The sequence below is a fragment of the Nocardioides secundeburneus genome (genome assembly GCF_039939255.1).
GTDB lineage: Bacteria > Actinomycetota > Actinomycetes > Propionibacteriales > Nocardioidaceae > Nocardioides.
Genome location: NZ_JBDUUE010000005.1, coordinates 304940 through 330799 on the forward strand (window position 1 = coordinate 304940; position 25860 = coordinate 330799).

The 25860-nt window shown below is 73.6% G+C and carries 26 protein-coding genes; 8 read left to right on the plus strand and 18 right to left on the minus strand.

Annotated elements, in window-relative coordinates; genetic code table 11:
* Position 1 precedes the first annotated feature (1 nt).
* The 8 genes from ABFT23_RS15210 to ABFT23_RS15245 form a co-directional block, all read right to left on the minus strand.
* Complete coding sequence (locus tag ABFT23_RS15210; protein WP_347896611.1) at positions 2-1000, minus strand: endonuclease/exonuclease/phosphatase family protein; 999 nt, start codon at positions 998-1000, stop codon at positions 2-4.
* The gene (gene proB, locus ABFT23_RS15215; RefSeq protein WP_347896613.1) at positions 997-2115 is read right to left on the minus strand and encodes a glutamate 5-kinase; all 1119 of its coding nucleotides are present in this window, start codon (positions 2113-2115) and stop codon (positions 997-999) included. The genes ABFT23_RS15210 and proB overlap by 4 nt, the downstream gene beginning before the upstream one ends.
* Complete coding sequence (gene obgE, locus ABFT23_RS15220; protein WP_347896615.1) at positions 2102-3643, minus strand: GTPase ObgE; 1542 nt, start codon at positions 3641-3643, stop codon at positions 2102-2104. Before obgE ends, proB begins: the two co-directional genes overlap by 14 nt.
* Before the next feature lie 94 nt (positions 3644-3737).
* Positions 3738-3992, minus strand: coding sequence for a 50S ribosomal protein L27 (rpmA, locus tag ABFT23_RS15225; RefSeq protein WP_347896616.1), 255 nt, complete (start codon positions 3990-3992; stop codon positions 3738-3740).
* Positions 3993-4022: 30 nt separating this feature from the next.
* Entirely contained in the window at positions 4023-4325 is a 303-nt protein-coding gene (rplU, locus tag ABFT23_RS15230) for a 50S ribosomal protein L21 (RefSeq protein WP_347896618.1), read from the minus strand.
* A 166-nt stretch (positions 4326-4491) separates the two neighbouring features.
* Positions 4492-7806 carry an Rne/Rng family ribonuclease gene (locus tag ABFT23_RS15235; protein ID WP_347896620.1) on the minus strand — a complete coding sequence of 1105 codons (3315 nt, stop codon included), beginning with the start codon at positions 7804-7806 and terminating at the stop codon, positions 4492-4494.
* 272 nt (positions 7807-8078) lie between these two features.
* The gene (locus ABFT23_RS15240) at positions 8079-8786 is read right to left on the minus strand and encodes a TIGR03936 family radical SAM-associated protein (protein ID WP_347896622.1); all 708 of its coding nucleotides are present in this window, start codon (positions 8784-8786) and stop codon (positions 8079-8081) included.
* Entirely contained in the window at positions 8783-9964 is a 1182-nt protein-coding gene (locus ABFT23_RS15245) for a winged helix DNA-binding domain-containing protein (protein WP_347896624.1), read from the minus strand. Before ABFT23_RS15245 ends, ABFT23_RS15240 begins: the two co-directional genes overlap by 4 nt.
* 95 nt (positions 9965-10059) lie before the next feature.
* Here ABFT23_RS15245 and ABFT23_RS15250 point away from each other — a divergent pair, with 95 nt between their 5' ends.
* The 5 genes from ABFT23_RS15250 (at position 10060) to ABFT23_RS15270 (ending at position 14639) form a co-directional block, all read left to right on the plus strand.
* A complete protein-coding gene (locus ABFT23_RS15250; protein ID WP_347896626.1) occupies positions 10060-10812 on the plus strand; it encodes a DUF4190 domain-containing protein in 753 nt (250 codons plus the stop codon).
* Between the two features lie 45 nt (positions 10813-10857).
* A complete protein-coding gene (locus ABFT23_RS15255) occupies positions 10858-11340 on the plus strand; it encodes a hypothetical protein (RefSeq protein ID WP_347896628.1) in 483 nt (160 codons plus the stop codon).
* A gap of 375 nt (positions 11341-11715) precedes the next feature.
* Positions 11716-12735, plus strand: a complete 1020-nt coding sequence (locus ABFT23_RS15260; RefSeq protein ID WP_347896630.1) for a helicase domain-containing protein — start codon at positions 11716-11718, stop codon at positions 12733-12735.
* 638 nt (positions 12736-13373) lie between these two features.
* Complete coding sequence (locus ABFT23_RS15265) at positions 13374-13898, plus strand: ATP-binding domain-containing protein (RefSeq protein WP_347897045.1); 525 nt, start codon at positions 13374-13376, stop codon at positions 13896-13898.
* A 12-nt stretch (positions 13899-13910) separates the two neighbouring features.
* The gene (locus ABFT23_RS15270) at positions 13911-14639 is read left to right on the plus strand and encodes a class E sortase (RefSeq protein WP_347896632.1); all 729 of its coding nucleotides are present in this window, start codon (positions 13911-13913) and stop codon (positions 14637-14639) included.
* Between the two features lie 10 nt (positions 14640-14649).
* Here the strand turns inward: ABFT23_RS15270 and ABFT23_RS15275 are convergent, their stop codons facing one another.
* From ABFT23_RS15275 to rimP, 10 genes are all read right to left on the minus strand, one after another.
* A complete protein-coding gene (locus tag ABFT23_RS15275) occupies positions 14650-15648 on the minus strand; it encodes a hypothetical protein (protein WP_347896634.1) in 999 nt (332 codons plus the stop codon).
* A gap of 2 nt (positions 15649-15650) precedes the next feature.
* Positions 15651-16592 carry a bifunctional riboflavin kinase/FAD synthetase gene (locus ABFT23_RS15280; RefSeq protein WP_347896636.1) on the minus strand — a complete coding sequence of 314 codons (942 nt, stop codon included), beginning with the start codon at positions 16590-16592 and terminating at the stop codon, positions 15651-15653.
* 69 nt (positions 16593-16661) lie between these two features.
* Positions 16662-16844, minus strand: coding sequence for a DUF1059 domain-containing protein (locus tag ABFT23_RS15285; RefSeq protein ID WP_347896638.1), 183 nt, complete (start codon positions 16842-16844; stop codon positions 16662-16664).
* A 36-nt stretch (positions 16845-16880) separates the two neighbouring features.
* Complete coding sequence (locus ABFT23_RS15290) at positions 16881-17765, minus strand: sensor histidine kinase (RefSeq protein ID WP_347896640.1); 885 nt, start codon at positions 17763-17765, stop codon at positions 16881-16883.
* Positions 17766-17872: 107 nt separating this feature from the next.
* Positions 17873-18757, minus strand: a complete 885-nt coding sequence (truB, locus tag ABFT23_RS15295; RefSeq protein WP_347896642.1) for a tRNA pseudouridine(55) synthase TruB — start codon at positions 18755-18757, stop codon at positions 17873-17875.
* The gene (gene rbfA / locus ABFT23_RS15300; RefSeq protein ID WP_347896644.1) at positions 18738-19211 is read right to left on the minus strand and encodes a 30S ribosome-binding factor RbfA; all 474 of its coding nucleotides are present in this window, start codon (positions 19209-19211) and stop codon (positions 18738-18740) included. The genes truB and rbfA overlap by 20 nt, the downstream gene beginning before the upstream one ends.
* 85 nt (positions 19212-19296) lie before the next feature.
* Positions 19297-22137, minus strand: coding sequence for a translation initiation factor IF-2 (gene infB, locus ABFT23_RS15305; protein WP_347896646.1), 2841 nt, complete (start codon positions 22135-22137; stop codon positions 19297-19299).
* Between the two features lie 128 nt (positions 22138-22265).
* Complete coding sequence (locus ABFT23_RS15310) at positions 22266-22691, minus strand: YlxR family protein (protein ID WP_347896648.1); 426 nt, start codon at positions 22689-22691, stop codon at positions 22266-22268.
* Positions 22692-22790: 99 nt separating this feature from the next.
* The gene (gene nusA, locus ABFT23_RS15315; RefSeq protein ID WP_347896650.1) at positions 22791-23762 is read right to left on the minus strand and encodes a transcription termination factor NusA; all 972 of its coding nucleotides are present in this window, start codon (positions 23760-23762) and stop codon (positions 22791-22793) included.
* On the minus strand, positions 23762-24322 hold the full coding sequence (gene rimP, locus ABFT23_RS15320) for a ribosome maturation factor RimP (protein WP_347896652.1): 561 nt from the start codon (positions 24320-24322) through the stop codon (positions 23762-23764). The genes nusA and rimP overlap by 1 nt, the downstream gene beginning before the upstream one ends.
* Positions 24323-24427: 105 nt before the next feature.
* On the opposite strand from rimP, the gene ABFT23_RS15325 reads away from it, so the two are divergent.
* The 3 genes from ABFT23_RS15325 to ABFT23_RS15335 all read left to right on the plus strand — a co-directional run bounded on the left by ABFT23_RS15325 (position 24428) and on the right by ABFT23_RS15335 (position 25760).
* Positions 24428-24943, plus strand: coding sequence for a hypothetical protein (locus ABFT23_RS15325; RefSeq protein ID WP_347896654.1), 516 nt, complete (start codon positions 24428-24430; stop codon positions 24941-24943).
* On the plus strand, positions 24940-25359 hold the full coding sequence (locus ABFT23_RS15330) for a DUF4439 domain-containing protein (protein ID WP_347896656.1): 420 nt from the start codon (positions 24940-24942) through the stop codon (positions 25357-25359). Before ABFT23_RS15325 ends, ABFT23_RS15330 begins: the two co-directional genes overlap by 4 nt.
* A gap of 194 nt (positions 25360-25553) precedes the next feature.
* Positions 25554-25760 carry a hypothetical protein gene (locus ABFT23_RS15335; protein ID WP_347896658.1) on the plus strand — a complete coding sequence of 69 codons (207 nt, stop codon included), beginning with the start codon at positions 25554-25556 and terminating at the stop codon, positions 25758-25760.
* Positions 25761-25860: the final 100 nt, after the last annotated feature.

Below are 25860 nucleotides of genomic sequence, written 5' to 3' on the forward strand. Positions count from 1 at the left end.
GTCACGGCGCGGTGGCGGCGAGGGTCGCGACGACCGCGTGGTGGTCGGTGTCGGGCACGGCGAACGAGTCGACGTCGACGACGGCCACGGAGTCGCGGGCCAGCACGTGGTCGATCTGCACGACGGGGAACGGGAAGCCGTGCTCGCCGTTCTCGGGCCAGGTGGGGGCGAAGCCGCCGTTGGTGAGCTCGACGGCGTCGCGCCAGCCGGAGCCGACGAGGTCACGGATCACCGGGTGGTCGAGGGTGGCGTTGAGGTCGCCCACGACGGCGTCGACGTCGTGCTCGCGCGCGGCCTCGAGCAGCAGCGGCTGCTCGCGCCGCCAGTGGCCGGACGACTGCGGCGGGGCCGGGTGGGTCGCCAGCAGCGTCAGGTCGTGGGTGCGCACGACCAGCGAGACGAACGCCGTCTCGACGGCGGCGACCTCGCTCGCCGGCTCGTTCGTGAAGACGATCGTGCCGGCCGCGCGGTCGGCCGCTCGACCGAGGCGGTGCGGCAGCAGCTCGTCGAGGCCGGCCTCGTCAGCGGCGGCGAGGAAGGTCGGCGTGATCTCGCTGACCACGAGGACGTCGACGCCCCGCTCGCGGACCTCGTCGACGACGAACGCCGCGTCGCCGCTGCCGAACTGCACGTTGGCGCTCATCACCACGACCCGCTCGGCGCCGGCGGCCGGCTGCGGCGCCGACCCCACGAACAACGGCGCGACCCACCACACGTGCACTAGCAGCAGGAGCACGGCGGCGCCGGCGCCGACCGCCACCAGCCGCCCGCGCCGCCGCACCAGCAGGACGACGAGCAGCACCGTGGCCGCGAGGTAGGGCAGCAGCGCGAAGGGCGCGAAAGACATCAGCACGACCGACGGCGACGCCGTCCACCCGGTCAGGCGCGCCAGCGTGATCGGCAGGCCCGCGAGCAGCAGGAGCCCGGCCACCACCAGGCCCGCCCGGCGCGCACGCCGCCGACCGGCCGTCGCGGGGGCGGGCGGATCGACGTCGTTCACGACCGCATCAGCACCAGGTCGTCGCGGTGCACGACCTCGCGCTCGTAGGCCGCGCCGAGCTCGCGCTTGAGGTCGCGGCTGGAGCGGCCCAGCAGGGCGGGCAGCTCGGCGGCGTCGAAGTTCACGAGCCCGCGCGCGACCACGCGCCCTTGCAGGTCGGCGAGGTCGACGGGGTCGCCGGCGACGAAGGCGCCCGCGACACCGGTGATGCCGGCGGCGAGCAGCGAGGCCCGGCGCTCGACGACGGCCCGGACGGCTCCGTCGTCGAGGGTGAGGACGCCGACCGTGTCGGTGGCGTGGGCCAGCCACAGCAACCGGGTGGGCCGCTTGCGCCCGGTCGGCCGGAACAGCGTGCCGACCTGCTCCCCCGCCAGCGCGTCGCCGGCCCGTGCGGCCGACGTCAGGACGACGGGGATGCCCGCCCCGGTGGCGATGCGCGCGGCGTCGACCTTGGTCGCCATGCCGCCGGTGCCGACGCCGGCCGAGCCGGTGCCGCCGATGCGCACGCCGTCGAGGTCGGCGTCGGCGGCCACCTCGGCGACCAGCGAGCTGCCGGGGTCGGCCGGGTGGCCGTCGTAGAGGCCGTCGACGTCGGAGAGCAGCACGAGCAGGTCGGCGTGCACGAGGTGCGCGACGAGGGCCGCGAGCCGGTCGTTGTCACCGAACCGGATCTCGCTGGTGGCGACGGTGTCGTTCTCGTTGACGATCGGCAGCACGCCCAGCTCGAGCAGCTTGGCGAAGGTCTGGTGGGCGTTGCGGTAGTGGGCGCGGCGCGTGACGTCGTCGAGCGTGAGCAGCACCTGGCCGGCGACGAGGTCGTGCCGCGCCAGCTCGGCGGTGTAGCGGTGCACGAGCAGGCCCTGTCCGACCGCCGCGGCGGCCTGCTGCGCGGCGAGCGCCTTCGGCCGCTTGCGCAGCCCGAGCGGCGCGAGCCCGGCGGCGATGGCGCCCGACGAGACGAGCACGACCTCCGCTCCCCGGGCCCGGACGCCGGCGAGGGCGTCGACGAGCGCGCGCAGCCGGTCGGGGTCGAGCCCGCCCTCGGCCGTGGTGAGGGACGACGAGCCGACCTTGACGACGACCCGGTGCGCCGTGGTGACCTCAGTCCTGGCCACGGGAGGGGTCGTCCTCGGCCCAGTCGGGGTCGTCGGCCGTACCGATCTCGTAGGACTGCGGCCCGTACTCGTCGGGACGGTCGATGCGCCGGGCGACATCGGCGCGGCCCTCCTGCTCGGCCTTGTCGCCCATGCCCTCTTGGATCGCGCGGCGGCGTCCGACGGCGGGCCGCTCCTCGCGCATCCGGGTGTCCTCGCCGCGGCGCGCGAGGTTCTCGGCGCCGGCGTCGAGCCCGGGCTTGAAGTCGAAGACGACGGCGTTGTCGGGGTGGCCGATGAGGACGGTGTCGCCCTCGACCGCGCCGAGCCGGAGCAGCCGGGTCTCGACCCCGAGCCGGTTGAGCCGGTCGGCGAGGAAGCCGACGGCCTCGTCGTTGCTGAAGTCGGTCTGGCGCACCCACCGCTCGGGCTTCGGGCCGCGGACGCGCCAGCCCTCGCCGGTCTCGGTGACGGTGAAGTCGGCGCCGTCGGCGCTCGGCGGGCGGAGCACGATGCGGGTGGCGGCCTCGACGGCCTTCTCCTCGCGCGCGGCCAGGACGATCTCGGCCATGGCGTACATCAGGGCGCGGGTGCCCTCGCCGGACGCCGCCGAGATCGGGAACACCCGGAGCCCGCGCGCCTCCAGGTCGTCGACGACCATCTCGGCGATCTCGCGTCCGTCGGGGACGTCGACCTTGTTGAGCGCGACCAGCCTCGGCCGGTCCTCCAGCCCGCCGTAGCGGGCGAGCTCGCGCTCGATGATGTCGAGGTCGTCGACCGGGTTGCGGCCGGGCTCGAGGGTGGCGGTGTCGAGCACGTGGACCAGTGCGGCGCACCGCTCGACGTGGCGCAGGAAGTCGTGGCCGAGGCCGCGGCCGTCGCTGGCGCCCTCGATGAGGCCGGGCACGTCGGCGACGGTGTAGGTGGTCTCGCCCGCGGTGACGACGCCGAGGTTGGGAACCAGCGTGGTGAACGGGTAGTCGGCGATCTTGGGCTTGGCCCGCGAGATCGAGGCGATGAGGCTCGACTTGCCGGCGCTCGGGAACCCGACCAGGCCGATGTCGGCCACGACCTTGAGCTCGAGCACCACCTCGACCTCGTCGCCCGGCTCGCCGAGCAGGGCGAAACCGGGCGCCTTGCGCTTGGCGCTGGCCAGGGCCGCGTTGCCGAGGCCGCCGCGCCCGCCCTCGGCGACGACCAACTCGGTGCCGGGGCCGACGAGGTCGGCCACGGGCTCGCCGTTCTTGAGCGTGACCACGGTGCCGTCGGGCACGGGGAGGACCAGGTCGACGCCGTGGGCGCCGTTGCGGTGACCGCCCGCGCCCTGGGCGCCGTTGGTGGCCTTGCGGTGCGGGCTGTGGTGGTAGTCGACGAGCGTGGTCACGTCGGGGTCGACGCGCAGGATCACCGAGCCGCCCGGACCGCCGTTGCCGCCGTCGGGGCCGCCGAGCGGCTTGAACTTCTCGCGGTGGACCGACGCGACGCCGTGCCCACCTCGTCCGGCGCTGACGTGCAGCGTGACCCGGTCGACGAAGCTGGGGACGGCCATGGGGAACTCCTTGCGATGGTGGTGCTGAGACACACGAAGGGCGCCCCGAGAACGGGACGCCCTGTCGTGAAGAAATGTGCTACCGAGCGGTCGCTCAGTCCTGCGGCACGATGTTGATGACGCGACGCCCGCGCTTGACGTTGAACTCGACCGCACCGGGCTGCAGGGCGAACAGGGTGTCGTCGCCGCCGCGGCCGACGCCGGCGCCCGGGTGGAAGTGCGTGCCGCGCTGGCGGACGATGATCTCGCCCGCGCCGACGACCTGGCCGCCGAAGCGCTTGACGCCGAGGCGCTGGGAGTTGGAGTCGCGGCCGTTCTTGGTGGACGCCGCGCCCTTCTTGTGAGCCATGAGTCAGTCCTTGGGGTCTCTAGTGGGGCTTCAGGCCGAGATGTCGGTGACGCGCACCTGGGTGTACTTCTGACGGTGACCCTGGCGCTTCTTGTAACCGGTCTTGTTCTTGTACTTCTGGATGACGATCTTCGGGCCCTTGGTGCCGCCGAGGACCTCGACCGTGACCGACGCCTTGTCGAGGCCGGTGGCCTTGACGGTCTCGCCGTCGACGGTCATGACGACCGGGAGGCTCAGCGTGTCACCGGCCGTCGCCTTGACCAGGTCGATCTCGATGACGTCGCCGACAGCGACCTTCTGCTGCTTCGCGCCTGCGCGCACGATCGCGTACACCGCGGTCTCCTTCAATCGTCTGGGCTAGGTGGTGCTCAGTGGTGCTCGGTGGTGCTGCTCGGCCTGCCGCACGACCACGCCGGGCCTCGAGCTGAGCGGCCGGGATGGGTGCCGGGCGGGCACACAAGGGTCTATCGTACGGATCCGCTCCGGACGGGGCAAAACGTCAGCGCTTGCCCTTGCGCTTGATCGGCACGTGCGGCGTCTCGGCCTCGGGCTCATCGGCCGACTCGGGCTCCGCGCCGGCGTCGTCGGCGGCCGGGGTGACCGGGGCGCGGCGCGAGGCTCCCCCGCGGGTGCGGGTGACGACCTTCGGCGGCTCGGGGGTGCTGGCGGCGGTCTCGACCGGCTCGGCGGCAGGTGCCGCGACGACGACCTCGACGGCGGCCGGGGCGGGCGTGGACACCGTGCGGCTGACGCCGCGGCGCTGGCGCGTGACGACCTTGGGCTCGGCCGGTGCGACCGGCTCGGGCTCGACCACCGGCTCGGGCTCGACCACCGGCTCGGGCTCGACCACCGGCTCGGGCTCGGCGTGGGTGGTCACCGTGCGGCTCACGCCCCGACGCCGCCGGGTGACGACCTTCGGCTCGGGCGTGGGCTCGGGGGTCGGCTCGGTCTCGACGACGGCCTCGCCCTCGGGCGCCACGGTCTCGATGGTCTCGTCGGCCGTCGGCGACGGGGTCTGCTCGTCGGCCGTCGGCTCGGCGGGCCCGGCGAGCTCGGTGGAGCCGTCGACGTCGTCCTTGTGCAGCTCGGCCTTGGCCATGGCGGCGAACTCGGCCGGCGTCGGCTTGTGGGCCGGCACGGGAGCAGCCTCCGGGGCCTCGCCCCGGCCACGGCCGCCGCGCCGGCGGCGGCTGCCGCCGGACCCGGCCTCGGCACCGCTGTCGCCGCTGTTGTTGTTGCTGCCGCCGCCCTGGTGGCCACCGCGGCCGCGACCGCCGTGGTCGTCGCCGCCACGCTTGGGCTCGACGGGCATGTCGTGGACGACGAGGCCACGGCCGTGGCAGTGCTCGCAGTCGGTGCTGAAGGCCTCGAGCAGACCCGTGCCGATGCGCTTGCGCGTCATCTGCACCAGGCCGAGCGAGGTGACCTCGGCGACCTGGTGGCGGGTGCGGTCGCGGCCGAGGCACTCGACCATGCGGCGCAGCACGAGGTCGCGGTTGGCCTCGAGGACCATGTCGATGAAGTCGACGACGATGATGCCGCCGATGTCGCGCAGCCGGAGCTGGCGCACGACCTCCTCGGCCGCCTCGAGGTTGTTCTTGGTGACGGTCTCCTCGAGGTTGCCGCCGGAGCCGGTGAACTTGCCGGTGTTGACGTCGACGACCGTCATCGCCTCGGTGCGGTCGATGATGAGCGACCCGCCGGAGGGCAGGAACACCTTGCGGTCGAGGGCCTTGGCGATCTGCTCGTCGACGCGGTAGGTCGAGAACAGGTCGACGTCGTGGTGCTCGGCGGGGTCGTAGCGCTCGACCCGCTCGAGCAGGTCGGGGGCCATGTCGCTGACGTAGCCGTGCACGGTGTCCCACACGTCGTCGCCCTGGACGACGAGCTTGGCGAAGTCCTCGGTGAACAGGTCGCGCACGACCTTGAGGGTGAGGTCGGGCTCGCCGTGCAGCAGCTGCGGGTTGTTGCTGCGGCCCTTGGTCTTGGCCTCGATCTCCTCCCAGCGCGCCTTCAGCCGCTCGACGTCCTGGGTCAGCTCGTCCTCACTGGCGCCCTCGGCCGCGGTGCGCACGATGACGCCGGCGCTGGCGGGCACGACCTCCTTGAGGAGGGTCTTGAGGCGGTTGCGCTCGGTGTCGGGGAGCTTGCGCGAGATGCCGGACGTCGTGCCGTCGGGCACGTAGACCAGGAAGCGACCGGCGAGGCTGACCTGGCTGGTCAGGCGCGCGCCCTTGGCGCCGACGGGGTCCTTGGTGACCTGCACCAGCACGGTCTGGCCCGACGACAGCACCGACTCGATCTTGCGGGGGCTGCCGTCCTTGTGGCCGAGGGCCTGCCAGTTGACCTCACCGGCGTAGAGCACCGCGTTGCGGCCCTTGCCGATGTCGATGAAGGCGGCCTCCATCGAGGGCAGCACGTTCTGCACCCGGCCGAGGTAGACGTTGCCGATGAGCGAGGTCTGCGACTCACGGGCGACGTAGTGCTCGACGAGCACCTTGTCCTCGAGGACGCCGATCTGGGTCAGCTCCTCGCGCTGGCGCACGACCATGACCCGCTCGACCGACTCGCGACGGGCCAGGAACTCGGCCTCGCTGACGATCGGCGCGCGACGGCGTCCGGCCTCGCGGCCCTCGCGGCGGCGCTGCTTCTTGGCCTCGAGCCGGGTGGAGCCCTGGACCGAGGTGATCTCGTCCTCGGGCGAGCGGGCCTTGCGCACCCGCGTGGTCGTGTTGGCGGGGTCGTCGGTGGTGCCGGCCTCGTCGCCACCCTCGCGACGGCGCTTGCGCCGGCGGCGGGTCGACGTGCTGCCGCCCTCGCCGTCGGACTTGTCGTCACCATCGCCCGACGACGAGTCGTCGCCCTTCGCGTCCGCCTCGTCGTCCTGCTGGTCGGCGCCGGTCGGGGTGTCGTCGCCCTCGGCGTCGTCGCCTCCCCCGCCGCCACCGCGACGACGACGGCGTCCGCCACGACGACGGCGGCGCCGCGGGGCGCCGCCCTCACCGTTGTCCTCGGCGTCGTCGGAGTCGTCGTCGGAGTCGTCGGAGTCGTCGGAGTCGTCGGAGTCGTCGGAGTCGTCGCTGGCCTCGGTAGCGTCCTCGGCCGGGGCCTCGTCCGTCTCGGCCTCCGCTGCCGGGGCCTCCTCGACGGGGGCCTCCTCGACGGGGGCCTCCTCGACGGCGACCTCCGCAGCGGGCTCCTCGACAGGGGCCTCCTCGACGGGCTCCTCGGTCGGGGTCTCCTCGACCGGCGCCTCGACGACCGGCTCGACCTTCTTGCGGCTGCGGGTGCGCTTGGCGGGCGTCTTCTTGGCCGGCGGCTCCGGCGCCTGGAAGAGCGGCATGGTGCCCGACGGGCCGGCCTCCTCCGCCGTCTCGGCGACCGCCGGGGCAGCCGCCTCGGCCGCCGGCTCGACTGGCTCGACCGGCCCCTCGGCCGCGGCCTTCTTCTTGGTGGTGGTCTTCTTCGCCGTCGTCTTCTTGGCCGCGGTCTTCTTGGCGGCGGTCTTGCGCGCCGTGGCCTTCTTGGCCGGGGCCTCGGCGGCCTCGTCCTCGACCGGGGCCTCGACCGGCGCCTCCGCAGGCGCCTCGGCGGGCGCCTCCGTGGCCGCCTCGGGCGCGGCGGCGGCCTTCTTCGTCGTCGTCTTCTTCGCGGCCGCCTTCTTCGCCGTCGTCTTCTTCGCCGCGGTCTTCTTGGCGGCGGTCTTGCGCGCAGCCGTCTTCTTCGCCGGTGCCGGCGTGTCGCTCGGCGTGTCGGCGCCCTCCGGGGCGGTGGTGCCCTCGGTGGTCGCGTCCTGGATGTCGTCGTCGGCCATGGCCTGCTCCTCGCCCGGCTCGAGCCGGGGTCCGGTGGCGATGGCGCGACGCGCCGGTCGCCACGAAGTCTGATGGGGGCGGCGTCTCCGCATCGGTTCACCGGGCCGGCGCCACCTGCCGCGGTCGACTGTCCGGAGGCCGCTGTCACCGACCCGGACCGCGTCGCGGTCTGGCGAGCACCTGTCCGACGTGCCGACCGATCGTGCTGGTCAGCGGCGGAGGCGTCGTGGCCACTATCGCACACCGGCCAGGGTCCGGGGTGATCCGCGGCTCAGGAGAAGGGGTCGCCGACCGTCGCGTCGGCCTCCGAGAGGGGGCCCTGCTCGACCCGGGTGAGCAGCGCCGGCCCGCCCGGCTCGAGGCCGGCGACGCGGCAGACACCGCCGAGCACGTCGTCGGGGCGGACGGCGGGCACGGTGTGTCGCAGCACCAGGTCGAGCCGGGTGCCGTCGGCCGTGAGCGCGACGACCGCGGCGCGACAGTCGAGCTCGCGCAGGCCCTTCTTGGTCATCCGTTCGACGAGCACGGAGTCCTCGGCGAGGAAGCCGGCGACGGCGTCCGCGAGGGCCCCGGCCTCGACGGCGGCGTCGATGGTCCACCGGCTCGCCTGGAGCAGGTCGGCCAGGCTCGTGCCCCCGGCGGTGGCGGCGTCGACGACGCGGAGGACGTCGAGGCCGTCGGGCAGCGCCTCGTCGAGGTCGCGGTGGATGTCGTCGGGCTCGACGACCCGGGCGAGCGCGAGCTCGAGGTACTCGGCCTCGCTGGCCGAGCCCGTGGGCGCGGCGCCGGCGTAGGAGATCCGCGGGTGGGGGTTGAAGCCGGAGGAGTACGCCATCGGCACCCGGGCCCGGAACACCGCGCGCTCGAAGGCCCGGCTGAAGTCGCGGTGGCTGGTGAACCGCAGCCGGCCGCGCTTGGCGTAGCGGACGCGCACCCGCTGCACCGGCGGTGCCTGCTGCTCGGGGGGCTGTCGACTCACGGAGTAGAGGGTAGAGCCGCTTCCTTCATCGCCGGGCTCGGGTACACCGTGCCGATGCGCGTGCCGTCGAGCCACGCGGTGAGCCGGGCCGCTTCGACGTCGAGGGCCCGACCGGCGTCGTCCGGCACCTCCTCGAGCAGCCGGACGACGACGGCCCCGGCGTCGTCCTGCACCCAGCAGCCGACGACGCGGCCGTCGACCCAGGCCGTCGTGCCGGCGTTGCCGTTGCGGTCGAACAGGCGCGGGCCGTGGTCGCCGAGGTACCAGGACCGCTCCTTCCAGCCCATGACGGTCGGGTCGAGCACCGGCAGCAGCGCCGCCCACGGTCCCGGGTCGGTGGCCGGGGCCTCGACGTCGTCGGGGAGCACGTAGCCGGTGGAGCCGCCGTCGAGGCCGACCTCGACGGCACCGAGTCGGGCGAGCGAGGCGCGGACGGCGCCCTTGGTCGCCCCGAGCCACCACACCACGTCGTCCTCGGTGCCGGGGCCGAACGTGCGCAGCCAGCGGCGCACCAGCTCGTCGTAGCCGTCGTCGGCGCCCAGCGGGTCCGGGACGTCGCCCAGCCAGTCGGCCATGCGCGCCCAGCGTGGCCGTGAGATGCGCCAGTGCCCGGTGTTGACCGCGCGCACGAGGTCAGCGGTCAGGCCGAGGTGGGTGAGCACACGGCCCGCCGTCCAGCTCGCGCCGGCGGCGACGTCGACCTTGACGTCCACGTGCGGCACCCGCTCGCGGATCGGCGCGGCCTGCAGGCCGTCGGGCTCGCCGTCGAGCGCCTCGAGCACCAGGCGCCGGGCCTCGTCGAGCCACGCGTCGCCGTCCGCGTGCAGGCCGGCCTTGACGACGTCCTTGGCGATGCGGGCCCGCTCGGTGGCCGCCACGCGCGCCGACGCGCTCCCCCACGCCGCCGGCAGCAGGTCGCGCGGGAACACGAATAGGGTGCGGCGCATCGCCAGCTGCTTGACGAGGGTGCGCTCGACGTAGAGGGCCCGGTCGAGGTCGGCCACCGTGAACCCGTCGACCCGCGCGTGCACGCTGAGGTAGACCGTGGCCGGCTCGGTGGAGTGCAGCACGGTCATGGCCCGGGTCGCGGACTCGGCGTCGGCGACCCGGTGGGCGGGCGCCAGGGCATGCCGGACGGCGAGGCGGGACCGGCGTTCGTCGTCGCAGATGTGCCGCACGCGCGCCATCCTGCCTCTCCGCGGCCCCGGGCTGACACACTGTCCTCCACCACGCCCCGGCGACCGCCAGGCCAGCCCCCGCGAAGGACGACTCGATGAGCAACCCCTACGACCCCAACAACCCGTACGGACAGTCCGGCGGCAACGAAGGATCAAGCGGTGGCTACGGGCAGTCGAACCCCTACGGGGGCCCGATCCCGAGCGGTGGCGGCGGGGGCTACGGCGACCCCTACGGCCAGTCCAGCCCCTACGGCAACGAGATGCCGAAGAAGACCGACGCCGTCTCGATCGTCGGCTTCGTGCTCTCCCTCACCTGCTGCCTGTCGCTGATCGGCGCCATCCTCGGCTTCGTCGGCCTGAGCCGCACCAAGGGCGGTCGGCGCAAGGGCCGCTGGGCGGCCATCTCGGCCGCGATCATCGGCGTGATCGGCACCCTGGTCGGCGCCGCCCTCGTCGCGGTCTTCGTGATCTTCGCCCAGTCGGTCATCGACGTCGAGGAGGCGAAGGTCGGCGAGTGCGCCAGCGTGTCGTCCGACGACGGCAACTCGGTGCTGCTGCGTGAGAAGGACTGCAGCGAGGACCACGACGCCGAGATCGTCTGGGTCGGCGACGTCGGCGACGTCAAGTCCCTCGACGTGGCCCCGACCAACCCCGACGACTTCACCGACAGCGGCGCGTCGTTCCTGATCTGCACCAACCTGATGGATCCCGCCGACCTCGAGGCCATCGGCGACGACGTCGAGTACCAGTACGTCACCACCGACGAGAACCCGTCCGACAGCGATGCCGCGCTCTGCTACGCCGAGCGCGACAACGGCGACGAGTTCACCGAGAAGCGCCTGCCGTGACCGAGTGCCTGCCCGTCCCCGCGACGGGCAGGCCCCGGGTGCCCCATGGCTGACCCCGCCCCGACCGCCTCCGGTCTCCGGCCGGTCGACGTCGCGATCCGCGTCGTCGGCGCGCTCGTGGTGCTCGTCGCGATCGCGTTCTGCGTGCTGCTCGCGACCGGTCGTGGCGTGGAGGAGAAGGGCGAGTCGCTCACGCCCGAGACGGCCGAGGCCGGCCAGTGCGTCGCGATCGACGACGACGCCGGCCAGATCGACATCACCGTGCGGGACTGCGGCCGCGACCACGACGCCGAGATCGTCCACGTCACCGACGTCACGGAGGCGATCGGCGCCGACGCCGGTCTCGGCGACGCCGCCGGCCTGTGCCAGGAGTTCATGGACCCCGACGACCTCGCGAGGATCGAGACCTACGACGGCGACCTCGTGTGGGGCCTGCTGATCGACGAGCCCGACAACCTCGACGGCTACGACCGGCTCGTCTGCTACGTGCAGGACCCCGACGGCCAGCTCGACGAGCAGCTCTTCTGAGCCGTCACCGCTGACCGGGGCGTCGTCCCACGCGCCCCAGGCGTCGCAGGAACACCCGGTACACCGGGTGTTCCTGCAGCGCTGTGGCGGGGAGTACCCGGTGCACCGGGTGGTCCTGACGTTCTCAGGGGTTGCCACACCTGAGAACGCGAAGAGGACGCTGAGAACCCCAGGGCCCGACCCGCGACTCGGACGTCCGAGAAAAGACGACGGCGCGAGGCTCGGCGCCTCCCGCCACTTCCAAGGTATAGCCCAGTGGTGGGCTTGCGGCAAGGCCCCCGTGCTGGTCCAGAATCCTCGGCCGGACCGCGCTCGCGCCCCGCTCCTCGCCCCCGTCCCGGGTCCGTTCCGCGACGTCCGAGGAAGCCCGTCCGCATGCCTGACGCCGACCCCACGACCCCGTTCGACCTGCCGCCGCGCCTGGCCGCGAAGGCCGACCCCACGCTCATCGCCGCCGACGTGCGGCACTTCGCCCTGCTCGCCACCACGCTGACGACGTCCGTCGCCGAGCTCGAGGCCCGGCTCGACGTCGTCCGCCGGCAGCCCGGCGGCGTCGGCGAGGAGGCGCTGACCCGCGACCTCGAGGTCCACCGGCTCACCTCGCGCCTGCGGGCGCTGAGCCGCTACGGCCTCGACCTGTGCCTCGGCCGGATGGTCCCGGCCGGCGCCACGGACGACGACGCCGTCCACGTCGGCCGGTTCGGCCTCACCGACGCCACCGGACGCCGGGTGCTGGTCGACTGGCGCTCCCCCGCCGCCGAGCCGTTCTTCGCCGCCACCCACGCGCACCCCGCAGGGCTGGCGAGCCGGCGCCGCTACCGCTGGAGCGGCGGACGGATCACCGACTACTGGGACGAGGTCTTCGCCGACGACCCCGCGGGCCCGGGCGGCTCCGCGGCCTCGCTCGACGACCAGTCGGCCTTCGTGGCCAGCCTCGGGGCGAGCCGCTCGCCGCAGATGCGCGACGTGCTCGCCACCATCCAGGCCGACCAGGACGCGATCATCCGGGCCGGCTCGCGCGGCACCCTCGTCGTGGACGGCGGACCCGGCACCGGCAAGACCGTCGTCGCGCTGCACCGCGCCGCCTACCTGCTCCACGCCGACCGCGGCTCGGCGAGGGCCGCGGGGGCGTGCTGTTCGTCGGCCCGCACCAGCCCTACCTGTCCTACGTGGCCGACGTGCTGCCGAGCCTCGGCGAGGAGGGGGTCCGCACGTGCACCCTGCGGGACCTCGTCCCCGAGGGCGCGGACGCCGCCGAGGAGACCGACCCCGACGTGGCTCGCCTCAAGGCCGATCCCCGGATGGTCGCCGCCGTCGAGCCGGCGGTCGCGCTCTACGAGGAGCCGCCGTCCGAGGCCCTCGCGGTCGAGACGGCGTGGGCCGACGTCCGGCTGAGCCCGCACGAGTGGGCCGAGGCGTTCACCGCCGCCGAGCCCGGCGTGCCGCACAACGAGGCACGCGAGGCGGTCTGGGACGCGCTGCTCGACATCCTGGCCGACAAGGTCGAGGTCGACGACGGCGAGCGCCCGGCCCTGCGCACCGCGCTCGGCCGCAGCCCGGCCCTGCGCGACGCCGTCGGCGGGGCCTGGCCGCTGCTCGAGGCGCACGACCTCGTCGGCGACCTGTGGACGGTGCCTGCCTACCTGCGCCGGTGTGCGCCGTGGCTGACACCCGACGAGGTCCGCCTGCTGCGGCGCGGCACGCCCGACCAGGCGCAGCGATGGACCGCGGCCGACCTGCCACTGCTCGACGCCGCCCGCCGCCGCCTCGGCGACGCCGGGCTGTCGGGCCGTCGACGTCGCCGGGAGGCTGACGCCGTCCGCCAGCGGGTCCAGATCCAGGACGCCGCCGACCGGGTCCTCGAGGCCGGCGTCGGCGACGAGTACGGCCTGCACATGCTGCGCCAGGGCGACCTGCTCGACCGTCTGGTCGACACCGACGCCGTCCCCGAGACGGCGTCCGACCCGCTCGCCGGCCCGTTCGCGCACGTCGTGGTCGACGAGGCGCAAGAGCTCACCGACGCCGAGTGGTCGATGCTGCTCGACCGGTGCCCGTCGCGCTCGTTCACCGTCGTCGGCGACCGGGCCCAGGCCCGGCACGGCTTCGCCGAGCCGTGGACGACGCGCCTGGGGCGGCTCGGCCTCCACGCTCGGGTCGCCACCCTCACGGTCAACTACCGCACGCCGTCGGAGGTGATGGCCGAGGCCGAGCCGGTGATCCGCGCGGTGCTGCCCGACGCCAACGTGCCGACGTCGGTGCGCTCGTCCGGGGTGCCGGTGACCCACGGCGCGGTCGGCGACCTCGACGACGTCGTCGAGCAGTGGCTGACCGAGCACGACGACGGCACCGCGTGCGTCATCGGGGCCTCGTCCTCCGTGCCACCCACCGACGCCGGTGGTCGCGTGCGGGTCCTCACACCGGCGACCGCGAAGGGCCTCGAGTTCGACCTCGTCGTGCTGGTCGACCCCGACGCCTGGGACGCCGTCGACCGCTACGTCGCGATGACCCGCGCGACCCGGCGTCTCGTCGTGCTCGGCCCGCGCGCCGGGGCGGGCTGACACACTGACGCCATGACCGACGTCCGGGCCGACGACGAGGCCGACGAGGCCGACGTGCGCGAGGCGGGCTACCGCCGTCGCGACCGCCGGCGCGCCTGGACGTTCTGGATCGGTCTCGCGCTCGTGCTCGCGGGCCTGTCGATCCTCGGGTGGATCGCCTGGCAGCTCTACGGCACCAACATCGTCTCCCAGCGTCGCCACGAGCAGACGGTCGAGAGCCTCGAGCGGGAGTGGGACAAGCCGAAGGCCGAGGCGAAGCCGCAGGTGCAGACCGACCAGGGCGCGGCCGGGGCGATCCTGCGCATCCCGCGGTTCGGCGACGACTTCGCCGTCCCGGTGCTCGAGGGCATCGAGGACGACGCGCTCGCCTCCGGCATCGGGCACTTCGAGGACTCCGCGGGCCCGGGCGAGGTCGGCAACTACGCGCTCGCCGGGCACCGCATCACCCACGGCGAGCCGCTGCGCGACATGCCCGACCTGCAGCCCGGCGACGAGATCGTCGTCGAGACCCGCGACACCGTCTACACCTACGTGCTCGACACCGGCGGCGACGACCTGCGGGTGCCGTTCACCGACGGCTGGGTGGTCTCCGCCAGGCCGGAGAACCCCGACCCCGACGGCGTCGGACCGCTCCCCGACCGCGACCGGCTCATCACCCTCACCACCTGCGCCGAGCTGTTCCACACCGACGACCGGCTGATCGCCTTCGGCCACCTGCAGTCGGCCGTCGACCGCGAGTGAGGCGGCTCGATCAGCGATCCAGCTCGGCGCGCAACGCCAGGTAGACCGCGCGCATGCCGACGGCGCGCTCGAGCTCCTCGGTGACGGCGGCGAAGAACTGGCTGCGGTAGGTGTCGTCGGTGACGGCGGAGACGGTGAAGTAGAGACCGGAGAAGGCCGAGAGGAACAGCGAGACCTTGAGCAGCTCGTAGGAGACGGTCGGCAGGAACGAGAAGCTGTCGATGCCGCCGGGCAGCTGGGTCCAGGAGTTCTGCACGGTCGTGGTCATCACGAGGGCACCGAAGACCAGGAAGAACACGAACACGGTGACGGCGAGCAGCACGACCTGGCCGATCTGCACGACCAGCAGCACGAGGATCAGGTTCCAGCGGTCGTATCCGGCCACCTCGGCGTGCACCGACGGGTCCCTGCCCCGGTCGACGAGGTCGCGCGCCGGCTGCTCCAGCGGCGTCCCCCGGGTGGCGCGGACGACGAACGCGGCGTCGACGGCGTCGTCGACCCGGTCGACCTCCTCGGGCAGCCGGACCAGCAGGAACAGCACGGCGAGCGCGGTGAGCAGCAGCACGACGGTCCAGAGGATGCCGGGCTTGAGGTTGGCCGTCATCTGCCAGGCCTCGGCGTTGATGAACAGGAACGTCACGAACACCAGCAGCAACGGCAGCGCGCGGCTGGCCATCGGCACCAGCAGCCTGAGGCTGCCGAAGGTGCGCCCGATCGCCCAGGAGACGATCGGGCGGGCCTGCAGCGTCGTCAGGGCGTAGAGCAGCGCGCCGGCACCGACCACCGACCCGATGACGGCCGGCGCGGCGCTGGGCTCGTCGATCACCCACACCACCAGCGCGGCGAGCACCAGCGAGACGACGACGACCGTGACCACCGACGGCACGACCCGCCGCGGACGCAGGCCGTCGCGCACCGCGGTGCGGACGTCGGGCACGAAGTAGCTCAGGCCCCGGGTGCGGAACCACCGCTCGGCGTCGGCGACGGCGTCCGCTCCCGGGTCGGCCACGCTCAGCGGCCCAGCAGCTCGCGCGTCAGCCGCACGTCGTCGGCCATCTGCACGAGCAGCGCGTCGACGCCGTCGAAGGCGACCATGCCGCGCAGGCGCTCGACGAACGAGACCTCGACCTCGACGCCGTAGAGGTCGAGGTCGGTGCGGTCGAGGACGTAGCTCTCGACGCGGCGGTCGCGGACGCCGTCGAAGGTCGGGTTGGTGCCGACGCTGATCGCGGCGGGGTGGGACTCGTCGCTGTCGCGCCGACGCAGCCAGCCGGCGTAGACGCCGTCGGCCGGGGCCGCGGTGAGGCCGTCGGTGGGCACGTTGGCCGTCGGGTAGCCGAGCTCGCGCCCGCGCTGGTCACCCCGGACGACGACGCCCCGCACGCTGAACGGGCGACCGAGCGCCTCCGCGGCGCCCGCGACGTCGCCGGCGGCCAGGCACGTGCGGACGTAGGTGGACGACCAGACCTGCGGGCCGCCGTCGAGGGCGACGCCCTCGGCCGTGAAGCCCGCGACCTCGCCCGCGGCGGCGAGGAAGGCGACATCGCCCGCCGCGCGGTGGCCGAAGCGGAAGTTGGCGCCGACGACGACGGCGCGCGCCCGCAGCCCCTCGACGAGCACGCGGTCGACGAACTGCTGCGGGCTCCAGGCGGCGACGTCGAGGTCGAACGGCAGGGCGAGCACGTGGTCGACGCCGGCGTCGGCGAGCAGCGCGGCCCGCTCGTCGAGCGTGGAGAGCATGGACGGCGCGTGCTCGGGCCGCAGCACGGCCATCGGGTGCGGCTGGAACGTCACGGTGACCAGCGGGACGCCGAGCTCGTCGGCCCGCTGACGTGCCCGCGCGATGACCGCCCGGTGCCCGCGGTGCACGCCGTCGAAGTTGCCGATGGTGACGGCGGTCCCGGGCGCGACGACGTCGGCCGGGACCTCTGCCAGGGAGCGCCAGACGGTCACCGTGACAGCCTATTGCGCACGCCGACAGCACGCGCGCCACCCCGGGGGTGACGCGGCACGACGGTCGGCTCAGCCCTGCGAGACGCGGATCTTGCTCTCGACGGCGGCGAGCACCTCCGGGGTCATCTCGGTGATGCCGTGCGCGCCGGCGGCGTGCTTGGCGACCGCGCCGAGCAGCACCCCTTTGTCGTTCTCGTCGAACGTCTGCGCGCAACCCGGCATCACGTCGCCACAGGCCAGCTGGTACTTCATCTCGTGCTCCTCTGGTGGGGGGTGGGGGTGAGGAAGCTAGGGGTCCGGGACGCCGGCGAGCCGCGCGTCGGGGACCCGGACGGCGAACACGGTGCGGTCGTCGTCCTGGTCGACCCCCATGGTGCCACCATGGACGACGGTCAGGGCACGAGCGAGGTAGAGACCGACGGTCACCCGGGCGTCGTCGTCGGCGCGGTCGAAGGGCTCGAACATCGCGTGGAGCGACTCCGGCCGCACCGGGGCCCCGCGGCGCACGACGCGGATCTCGATCCACGGCGGCACGGTGACCACCTCGAGCTCGACCCGCCGCGGCCGCGGGTCGGTGTTCGCGGCCGCCGTCCAGAGGTCGCGCAGGACGCGGCGGAACAGGCGCGGGTCGACGTGCAGCTCCACACCACCACCCTCACCGCCGGCGGCGGGCGGCTCGTCGAGCCCGGCGAGGAGGTCGTCGACGGTGACCCGCCGGGCCTCGAGACCGAGGCGCCCGAGCATCGCGGCGGTGAGCAGCTCGACGTCGGTGGTCCGCTCGTCGAGCTGGTCGAGCGTGTCCTGCACGTGCACGAGGATCTCGCGGACGGTGTCGGGGTCGTGGGGCGCGTCGGACGGGGTGTCCTGGAGGAGTCCGACCCACATCTGGGCGACCGCGAGCGGCGAGCGCAACCCGTGCATGAACGTGGTCAGGAACCGGTCGCGCTGCTGGGCGACGCCGCCGACGGGGCGGTTGGTCACCTGCGCGGCGCCGGCCTCGACGAAGGAGCGCACCCAGCGATCGAGCAGCACCGGCTCGACGGCCCAGCGGGTGGCGACGTCGGCGCGGGGCTCACCGGCGAGGACGGCGAGCACCGCCCGGACCCGGGGGTCGTCGGACCCGTCCGCAGCACCGCGCACGATCTGCGGACGACCGTCGGCCCGCTCGCCCATGGTGTCCCTCCCCCGGGCAGCGTAGGACGCGGCCCGGGGCCGGACCGGCGTTTCGGCAAACCGCGCCGGAGGGTGCCCGGTCGGTGCCCGGGGATGACCCGAACGGGTCAGACGAACACCGCCACGGGCCGTGCCGCGTCGGCTCCGGCGGGCTCGTAGAGGGCCAGGAAGGCGCCGTCGGGGGCGAACACGGCGGTGGTGGTGTCGAGCCCGCGGGCGAGGCGTCGCCCGAAGCGGACGTCGGCGGCCTCGGCGTCGTCGAGGTCGACGGCGGGGAACGTGGCGCGCGCGGCCCGGGCGATCGGCACCGGTGCGTAGTGCTCGGTCAGCTGGTCGAGGGTGCGCGCGGTGTCGAGGTCGAACGCGCCGACCGCCGTGCGCCGCAGCGCCGTCAGGTGCCCGCCGACGCCGAGGGCGGCGCCGAGGTCGCGCGCGATCGCGCGGACGTAGGTGCCGCTGGAGCACCGCACGGAGACGTCGACGTCGAGGCACGCCCCGACGACCCGCTGGTCGTGGACGACGAGCTCGTGGACCGTCACCGGCCGGGCCTCGAGCTCGACCTCCTCGCCGTCGCGCACCCGCTGGTAGGCCCGCTTGCCGTCGACCTTGATCGCGCTCACCGCGGTCGGCACCTGGAGGATGTCGCCGACCTGCCCGCCCAGCTCGGCCTCGACCAGGCCGGGTGGCAGCGTCGTGGCGTCGGCGGTGGCGACGACCTCGCCCTCGGCGTCGTCGGTGGTGGTGCTGACGCCGAGGCGGATCGTGGCGTCGTAGGCCTTCTCGGTGAGCATCAGGTGCCCGAGCAGCCGGGTGGCCCGGCCGACGCCGAGCACGAGCACCCCGGTGGCCATCGGGTCGAGGGTGCCGGCGTGACCGACCTTGCGGGTGCCGGCGATCCGGCGGACCTTCGCGACGACGTCGTGCGACGTCATGCCACCGGCCTTGTCGACGACGACCAGGCCGGGCGCGACCTCAGGCGCGGGTCGCGTCATCGTCGCCGGGCTCGTCGTCCTCGTCGTCGGTCTCGGCGACCTCGCGCGGCTTCTTGTACGGGTCCTCGCCGCCGGCGTAGCTGGTGCCCCGCGCGGCCGCGACGGCCTCGTCCTGGGCCTTGGCCCGAGCCAGCACCTCGTCGAGGGCGCGGGCCTCCTCGGGCAGCGCGTCGTGGAAGAACGTCAGGCTCGGCACGATGCGGGTGCCGAGCTGCTTGGCGACCTCGGAGCGCAGCACGCCCTTGGCCGACTCGAGCGCGGCCGCGGTGCCGGCCATCTCGGCCTCGCCGCCGAGCACCGTGTAGAAGATCGAGGCCTGCTGGCCGTCGCCGGTAAGGCGGACGTCGGTGATCGTCACGAACCCGAGCCGCGGGTCCTTGATCCGCCGCTCGAGCATCTCGGCCACGATCACCTGGATCCGGTCGGCGATCTTGCGGACGCGAGGGCTGGTCATGGGGTCTTTCCTATCAGGGCAGGAGGGAGGCACAGGCGGCCCCCGCCGGAGCGGGAGCCGCCTGTGACCGGGTGGTACGTGCGGGTCAGCCCCGCGGGATCTCGCGCATCTCGAAGGCCTCGATGATGTCGCCCTCCCGGATGTCCTGGAAGTTGCGCACCACGAGACCGCACTCGAAGCCCTCGCGGACCTCGGAGGCGTCGTCCTTCTCGCGCTTGAGCGAGGCCAGGTCGCGGTCGTCGGCGATGACGTTACCGTCGCGGATGACGCGGACCTTGGCGTTGCGGCGGATGGTGCCGCTGGTGACCATGCAGCCGGCGATGTTGCCGATCTTGGAGCTGCGGAAGATCGCCCGGATCTCCGCCTGGCCCAGGGTCGACTCCTCGAACTCCGGCTTGAGCATGCCCTTGAGGGCCGCCTCGATCTCGTCGATGACCGAGTAGATCACCGTGTAGTAGCGGATCTCGACGCCCTGCTTGTCGGCCAGCTCGGTCGCCTTGCCCTGCGGGCGGACGTTGAAGCCGATGATGATGGCGTCGGACGCCGCCGCGAGGTCGACGTTGGTCTCGGTGATCGCACCGACACCGCGGTCGATGACCCGGATGCCGACCTCGTCGCCGACGTCGATCTGCGACAGGGCGTCCTCGAGGGCCTCGACCGAACCGGACACGTCGCCCTTGAGGATGAGGTTGAGGGTCTGGTTGGCCCCCTTGCCCATCGACTCCATGAAGTCCTCGAGGGTGCGGCGCGGCCGGCTCTTGGCCTGCATGGCCGCCCGCTCGCGGGCCTCGCGCTTCTCGGCGATCTGGCGCGCCATCCGGTCGTCCTCGACGACCAGGAAGTTCTGGCCGGCGCCGGGGACGGCGGACAGACCGAGCACCATGGCCGGGCGGGCCGGGTCGGCGACCTCGAGCTCGTTGCCGTGCTCGTCGAGCATCGCGCGGACCCGGCCGTGGGCCGGACCGGCGACGATCGAGTCGCCGACGCGGAGCGTGCCGCGCTGGACGAGGACCGTGGCGACCGGGCCGCGGCCACGGTCGAGGTGGGCCTCGACCACGATGCCCTGCGCGTCCTGCGTGGGGTTGGCCCGCAGGTCGAGCGAGGCGTCGGCGGTGAGGACGACGGCCTCGAGCAGCTTGTCGAGGTTGAGCTCGGACTTGGCCGAGACGTCGACGAACATCGAGTCGCCGCCGTACTCCTCGGGCACGAGGCCGTACTCGGTGAGCTGGCCACGGACCTTGGTCGGGTCGGCGTCGGGCTTGTCGATCTTGTTGACCGCGACCACGATCGGGACACCGGCGGCCTTGGCGTGGTTGAGCGCCTCGACCGTCTGCGGCATGACGCCGTCGTCGGCCGCGACCACGAGGATCGCGATGTCGGTGGCCTGCGCACCACGAGCACGCATGGCGGTGAACGCCTCGTGACCGGGGGTGTCGATCAGGGTGATGCGACGGTCGGCGCCGTCGACCTCGGTGTGGACCTGGTAGGCACCGATGTGCTGGGTGATGCCACCGGCCTCCTTGTCGACGACGTTGGCGTTGCGCAGCGCGTCGAGGAGCTTGGTCTTTCCGTGGTCGACGTGACCCATGACGGTCACGACCGGCGGACGGATGACGAGGTCGGACTCGTCGCCCTCGTCGGAGCCGAACTCGATGTCGAACGACTCGAGGAGCTCGCGGTCCTCGTCCTCCGGGGAGACGATCTCGACGACGTAGTTGAGCTCCTCGGCCAGCAGCTCGAGGGTGCCCTCGTTGACCGACTCGGTGGCCGTGACCATCTCGCCGAGGTGGAAGAGCATCTGCACGAGCTGGGCGGCGTCGACGCCGGCCTTCTCGGCGAAGTCGGTGAGCGAGGCGCCTCGGGCGAGACGGATCGTCTCGCCGTTGCCCTTGCGGACGCGCATGCCGCCCAGCGTCGGGGCCTCCATGGCCTCGAACTCTTGACGACGCGCGCGCTTCGACTTGCGACCACGACGCGACGGACCACCCGGGCGACCGAAGGCACCCTGGGTCTGGCCGCGCTGACCGGGACGGTTGCCGCCGCCGGGACGACCGGCGAAGCCGCCGGGACGACCCGGAGCACCGGCACCGGCGCCACCGCCGGGACCACCACGGCCCGGAGCACCGGGACGACCGGGAGCGCCACCGGGACGACCGGGGCCACCGGGACGGCCACCGGGCCCACCAGGGCCACGCCCGCCGGGGCCACCGCCGAAGGCGGCCGGGGACTTCGGCATCATCGCCGGGTTGGGGCGCGGCATGCCGGGACGCCCGGGGGCGCCGCCCTCGCGGGCCGCGGGCGGACGCGGCGGACGGTTGTCGCCGCCCTCGACGCCGGTCTCGGGCCGCGGGGCCGAGGGACGGCGTCCCATGCCCTGGCTCGAGCTGAACGGGTTGTTGCCCGGGCGCGGCGTGCCGCCGGGCTTGCCGACGGGCCGCGGGGCCGGGGCCTTGGGGGTACCGGGCGTGGGCTGGTCGCCGCGGGCCGCGGGCGCGGCCGGCTTGGCGGCCGGCTTGGCCGGGGCGGGCTTGGCGGGCGCGGGGCTCGGGGCCGGGGTCGCCGCCGCGGGGGCCTCGACCGGGGCGGCCGGGGCCTCGACGGGCGCCGGGGCCGCAGCGGCCGGCTCGGCCGGGGCCTCGACGGCAGGCTTGGGAGCCGGCTTCGGGCCGGGCTTCGGGCCGGGCCTGCCGGTCGGCTTGGGCGCCGCAGGGGCGGCGGGCTGGGCGGACGAGGCCGGGGCGGCCTTCGTCTCGGGAGCGGCCTTCAGGGCGGCTCCGACCTCCTTGCGGAAACGCATCTCCGCAGGGAGCTCGACGGTCGAGCTCGCCGACTTGACGAACTCCCCCATCTCCTTGAACTTCTCGAGAACGAACTTGCTCTCGACGCCGAACTCCTTGGCGAGTTCGTGCACGCGGGTCTTAGCCACAATTCTCCTTCGTGGCCCGACCCGCGTCTCCGCGCGATCGGACCTAGTGGTGGTGCAAACTCATTGGGCCGTGCTCATCGCTTGAGGCTCATCGAGTGCTCATGAGCTGGTGCTCCAGTTCCTGGTCGTCATCGGTCTGCGCTCGGTGTCGTGCCGGTGGTGCTGGCGAGGTACTCCCCCACCGGTGCGCCGGACAGGTGCGGACCGGCACGCAGTGCCCGTCCGAACGCCTTGCGACGCACCGCGAGGTCGAAGCACTCGGTGGTGGGGTGCAGGTGCGCCCCGCGACCGGGTGCAGTGGCTGTCGGATCGGGCACGGCGGCCGGGCGGCCGTCCGCGTCAGAGCCGGCGGTCACCCGCAACAACTCGCGCTTGGCGGCCCGGCGGCGGCATCCCACGCACGTGCGGACAGGTTCCGGGCGCACGGGAGACGACGACTGCTGGACCACCGTCGTCCAGTCTAGCCATTCCGGGGCCGGACGCCGAACCGGGCGGGCACCGGGCCCGGCCACGCTGGTCGAGGTGCGAGCGCAGCGAGCCTCGAGACCTCGCACGTCACGCTGGTCGAGGTGCGAGCGCAGCGAGCCTCGAGACCTCGCACGCGCTACCCACCCGGCCTCGACTCCCTCAGGAGGACTGAGCTCGTTCCTCGCTCAGTCCTCCTCCTCATCCCCGTGGATGTCGATGCGCCAGCCGGTGAGCCGGGCGGCGAGCCGGGCGTTCTGCCCCTCCTTGCCGATCGCGAGCGAGAGCTGGAACGACGGGACGACGACCCGCGCGGACTTGGCGGCGAGGTCGACGATCTCGACGCTCTTCACCTGGGCCGGGGACAGCGCGCTGGCGACGAACTTGGCAGGGTCCTCGGAGAAGTCGACGATGTCGATCTTCTCCTCGTTGAGTGCGTGCATGACCGCGCGGACCCGCTGCCCCATGGGGCCGATGCACGCGCCCTTGGGGTTGATGCCCGGCGCCGTGGCGTGCACGGCGATCTTCGTGCGGTGCCCGGCCTCGCGGGCGATCGCGGCGATCTCGACCTGGCCGGAGGCGATCTCGGGCACCTCGAGCGCGAAGAGCTTCTTGACCAGGTTGGGGTGCGAGCGCGTGAGGGTGATCTGCGGGCCACGCATGCCCTTGCGCACCGAGAGCACCAGGCAGCGGATGCGGGTGCCGTGGCTGTAGGTCTCGCCGGGCACGCGCTCGCTCACGGGCAGCAGCGCCTCGATCTTGCCGAGGTCGACCAGCACGTCGTCGGGGTTGCGGCCCTGCTGGATGACGCCCGAGATCAGGTCGCCCTCCTTGCCGGAGAACTCGCCGAACTTGATCTCGTCCTCGGCGTCGCGCAGGCGCTGCATCATGATCTGCTTGGCCGTGGTGGCAGCGATGCGGCCGAACCCGGCGGGGGTGTCGTCGAACTCGCCGATCTTCTCGTCGTTCTCGTCGACCTCGGCCGCGTAGACCACGACGTGGCCGTTCTTGCGGTCGAGGACGACGCGCGCGTCGGAGATGGCGCCCGGCGTCTTGTGGTACGCCGTCAGGAGGGCCTGCTCGATCGCCTCGACGAGCACGTCGAACTTGATCTCCTTCTCGCGCTCGAGCTGGCGCAGGATGCTCAGGTCGATGTCCATCAGTCGTCGTCCTCGGTCTCTTCTTCGTCTGCTTCGTCTGCTTCGTCCGCGTCGTCTGCGTCGTCCTCGGGCTCGTCGAGCGCGGGGGCGTCCTTGCGGTTGAACTCGATCTGCACCAACGCCTTGCGCACCGCGGCGAACGCGACCCGGCGGTCGGCGCCGTCGACGTCGAGCTCGACGTCGGTCTCGGTGCTGGGCCCGATCCGAGCGGTCAGGGTGGTCCCGTCGTCGAGCGTGACCTTGACCAGGCGGCCCTCGTTGCGGCGCCAGTGGCGCGGCAGGGTGAGCGGCCGGTCGACGCCGCGCGAGGTGACCTCGAGCGTGTACGGCTGCTTGCCCATCACGTCGGACAGGTCGTCGTCGAGGACCTCGTTGACCCGGCGGGTGGCCTCGGCGACGTCGTCGAGCGTGACGCCGCCGTCCTGGTCGACGGCGATGCGGACGATGCTGCGCTTGCCGGCGCTGCTCACCTCGACGGCCTCGAGGTCGAGACCCAGCTCGGCGAGGGGGTCGGTGAGCGCTGTCTCGATCCGGCTCGTCAACGCCTCTGCGGCGGACATCCTCGACCTCCTGTGCTGTTGTGGGGTGCTGCGAGTGCTGCAGCACCACCTTAGGGCATGGGCCTGCACCGACCGGGATATCGTCGCCCGGTGCCGTCCCCGTCCGTGAGCCGCCGCACAGCGCTCGGTGCGGTGCTGGCGGCCGGTGCCGCCGGAGCCGCGGGCTGCTCGCTCGACTCGCTCGACCCGACGTCCGACGACCCCACGATGACGCCGTCCTCGGGCGTGTCGACCTCGGGCACCGCACCGGGCGACGGCTCTCCAGCCTCCGACGGCGGCGACGACGCCGCGCTGGTCGGCGAGGTGCTGTCGGCGATCGCCCTCGCCCACCGCACGGCGCGCGCCAACGTCCGGGTGCACCCGCAGCTGACCGACCTGCTGCGCCCCTTCGAGACCCTGCACGCCGCCCACGGGGCCGAGCTGGGCACGCTGCCGACGACCACGGGCCGGGTGAGCGCCCGGGGTGAGGACGACGCCGCCGTCCGGGCCCGGATCGGTCGCACCGAGCAGCTGCTGCAGCGCCGGCTGGTCGCGGCGGCCGGCGTCGCCGACAGCGGTCCCCTGGCCCTCACGTTCGCCTCGATGGCCGGGGCCGTCGCGCAGCTGCGGACGACGCTGTGACGACCCTCGACGCACTCCAGACCACCTTGGCCGGCGAGCACGCCGCGCTGTTCGTCGTCGGCTACCTGGGCGCCCAGACGTCGGCGTCCGAGGCACCGGCGCTGTACGCGACGTTCCGGTCGTCGTACGACGAGCACCGCGACCGTCGCGACCAGCTCGACGCGATGGTCCGCGCGGCCGGCGGCGACCCGGTGGTCGCGGCGCCGTCGTACGACCTGCCCGCCGTCCAGCCGGGGGCGACGGTCGACCTGGCCGCCGCGGGTCTCGCCGTGGAGCGGGCGTGCACCGCGACCTACGGCTACCTCGTCGCCAGCTCGACGGGCGCGTCGCGGCGCTGGGCCGTCCGGGCCCTCGTCGCCTCCGCCACCCGCCAGCTCGACCTCGGCGGACGACCCGCCACCTACCCCGGGCGCTGACGCCGCTCCGCGACCACCCTCGAGGGTTGCAGGTTCCTGCATCGCACGAACCAGCAGGAGCGAGATCGTGGCGTCGCCGGCCGCCCCGGCGCGAAGGTGAGAGGCGTCGAGGCCCATGACGGCGAACCCGTCCGGCCGCGATCTCTCCCCCAGGCGTCCCATCGGTGGGCGCCGCGACCACGAGGACCCCGCCCATGCGCGCCACCACCCGCCTGCCCCGTCTCCTGTCCACCCTCGGTCTCGCCGCCGCCGTCACGCTCCTCGGCCCCACCGCGGCCAGCCACGCCGGCGTCGAGCAGGAGCGGGTGGCCGGCGTCGAGCAGGAGCGCCCCGCTCAGGTCGAGCAGGAGGTCGAGCAGGAGGTCGAGCAGGAGGCTGCTGGCCCCGTCGAGCAGCAGTAGCCGGCCCGGCCGTTGCACGTTCCTGCAGCCGCTGCAGGTTTGTGCATTGCAGACTTGTGAGCGGGCCGCTGCAGCGACACGGAGGCTCGGGGTGTTGCAA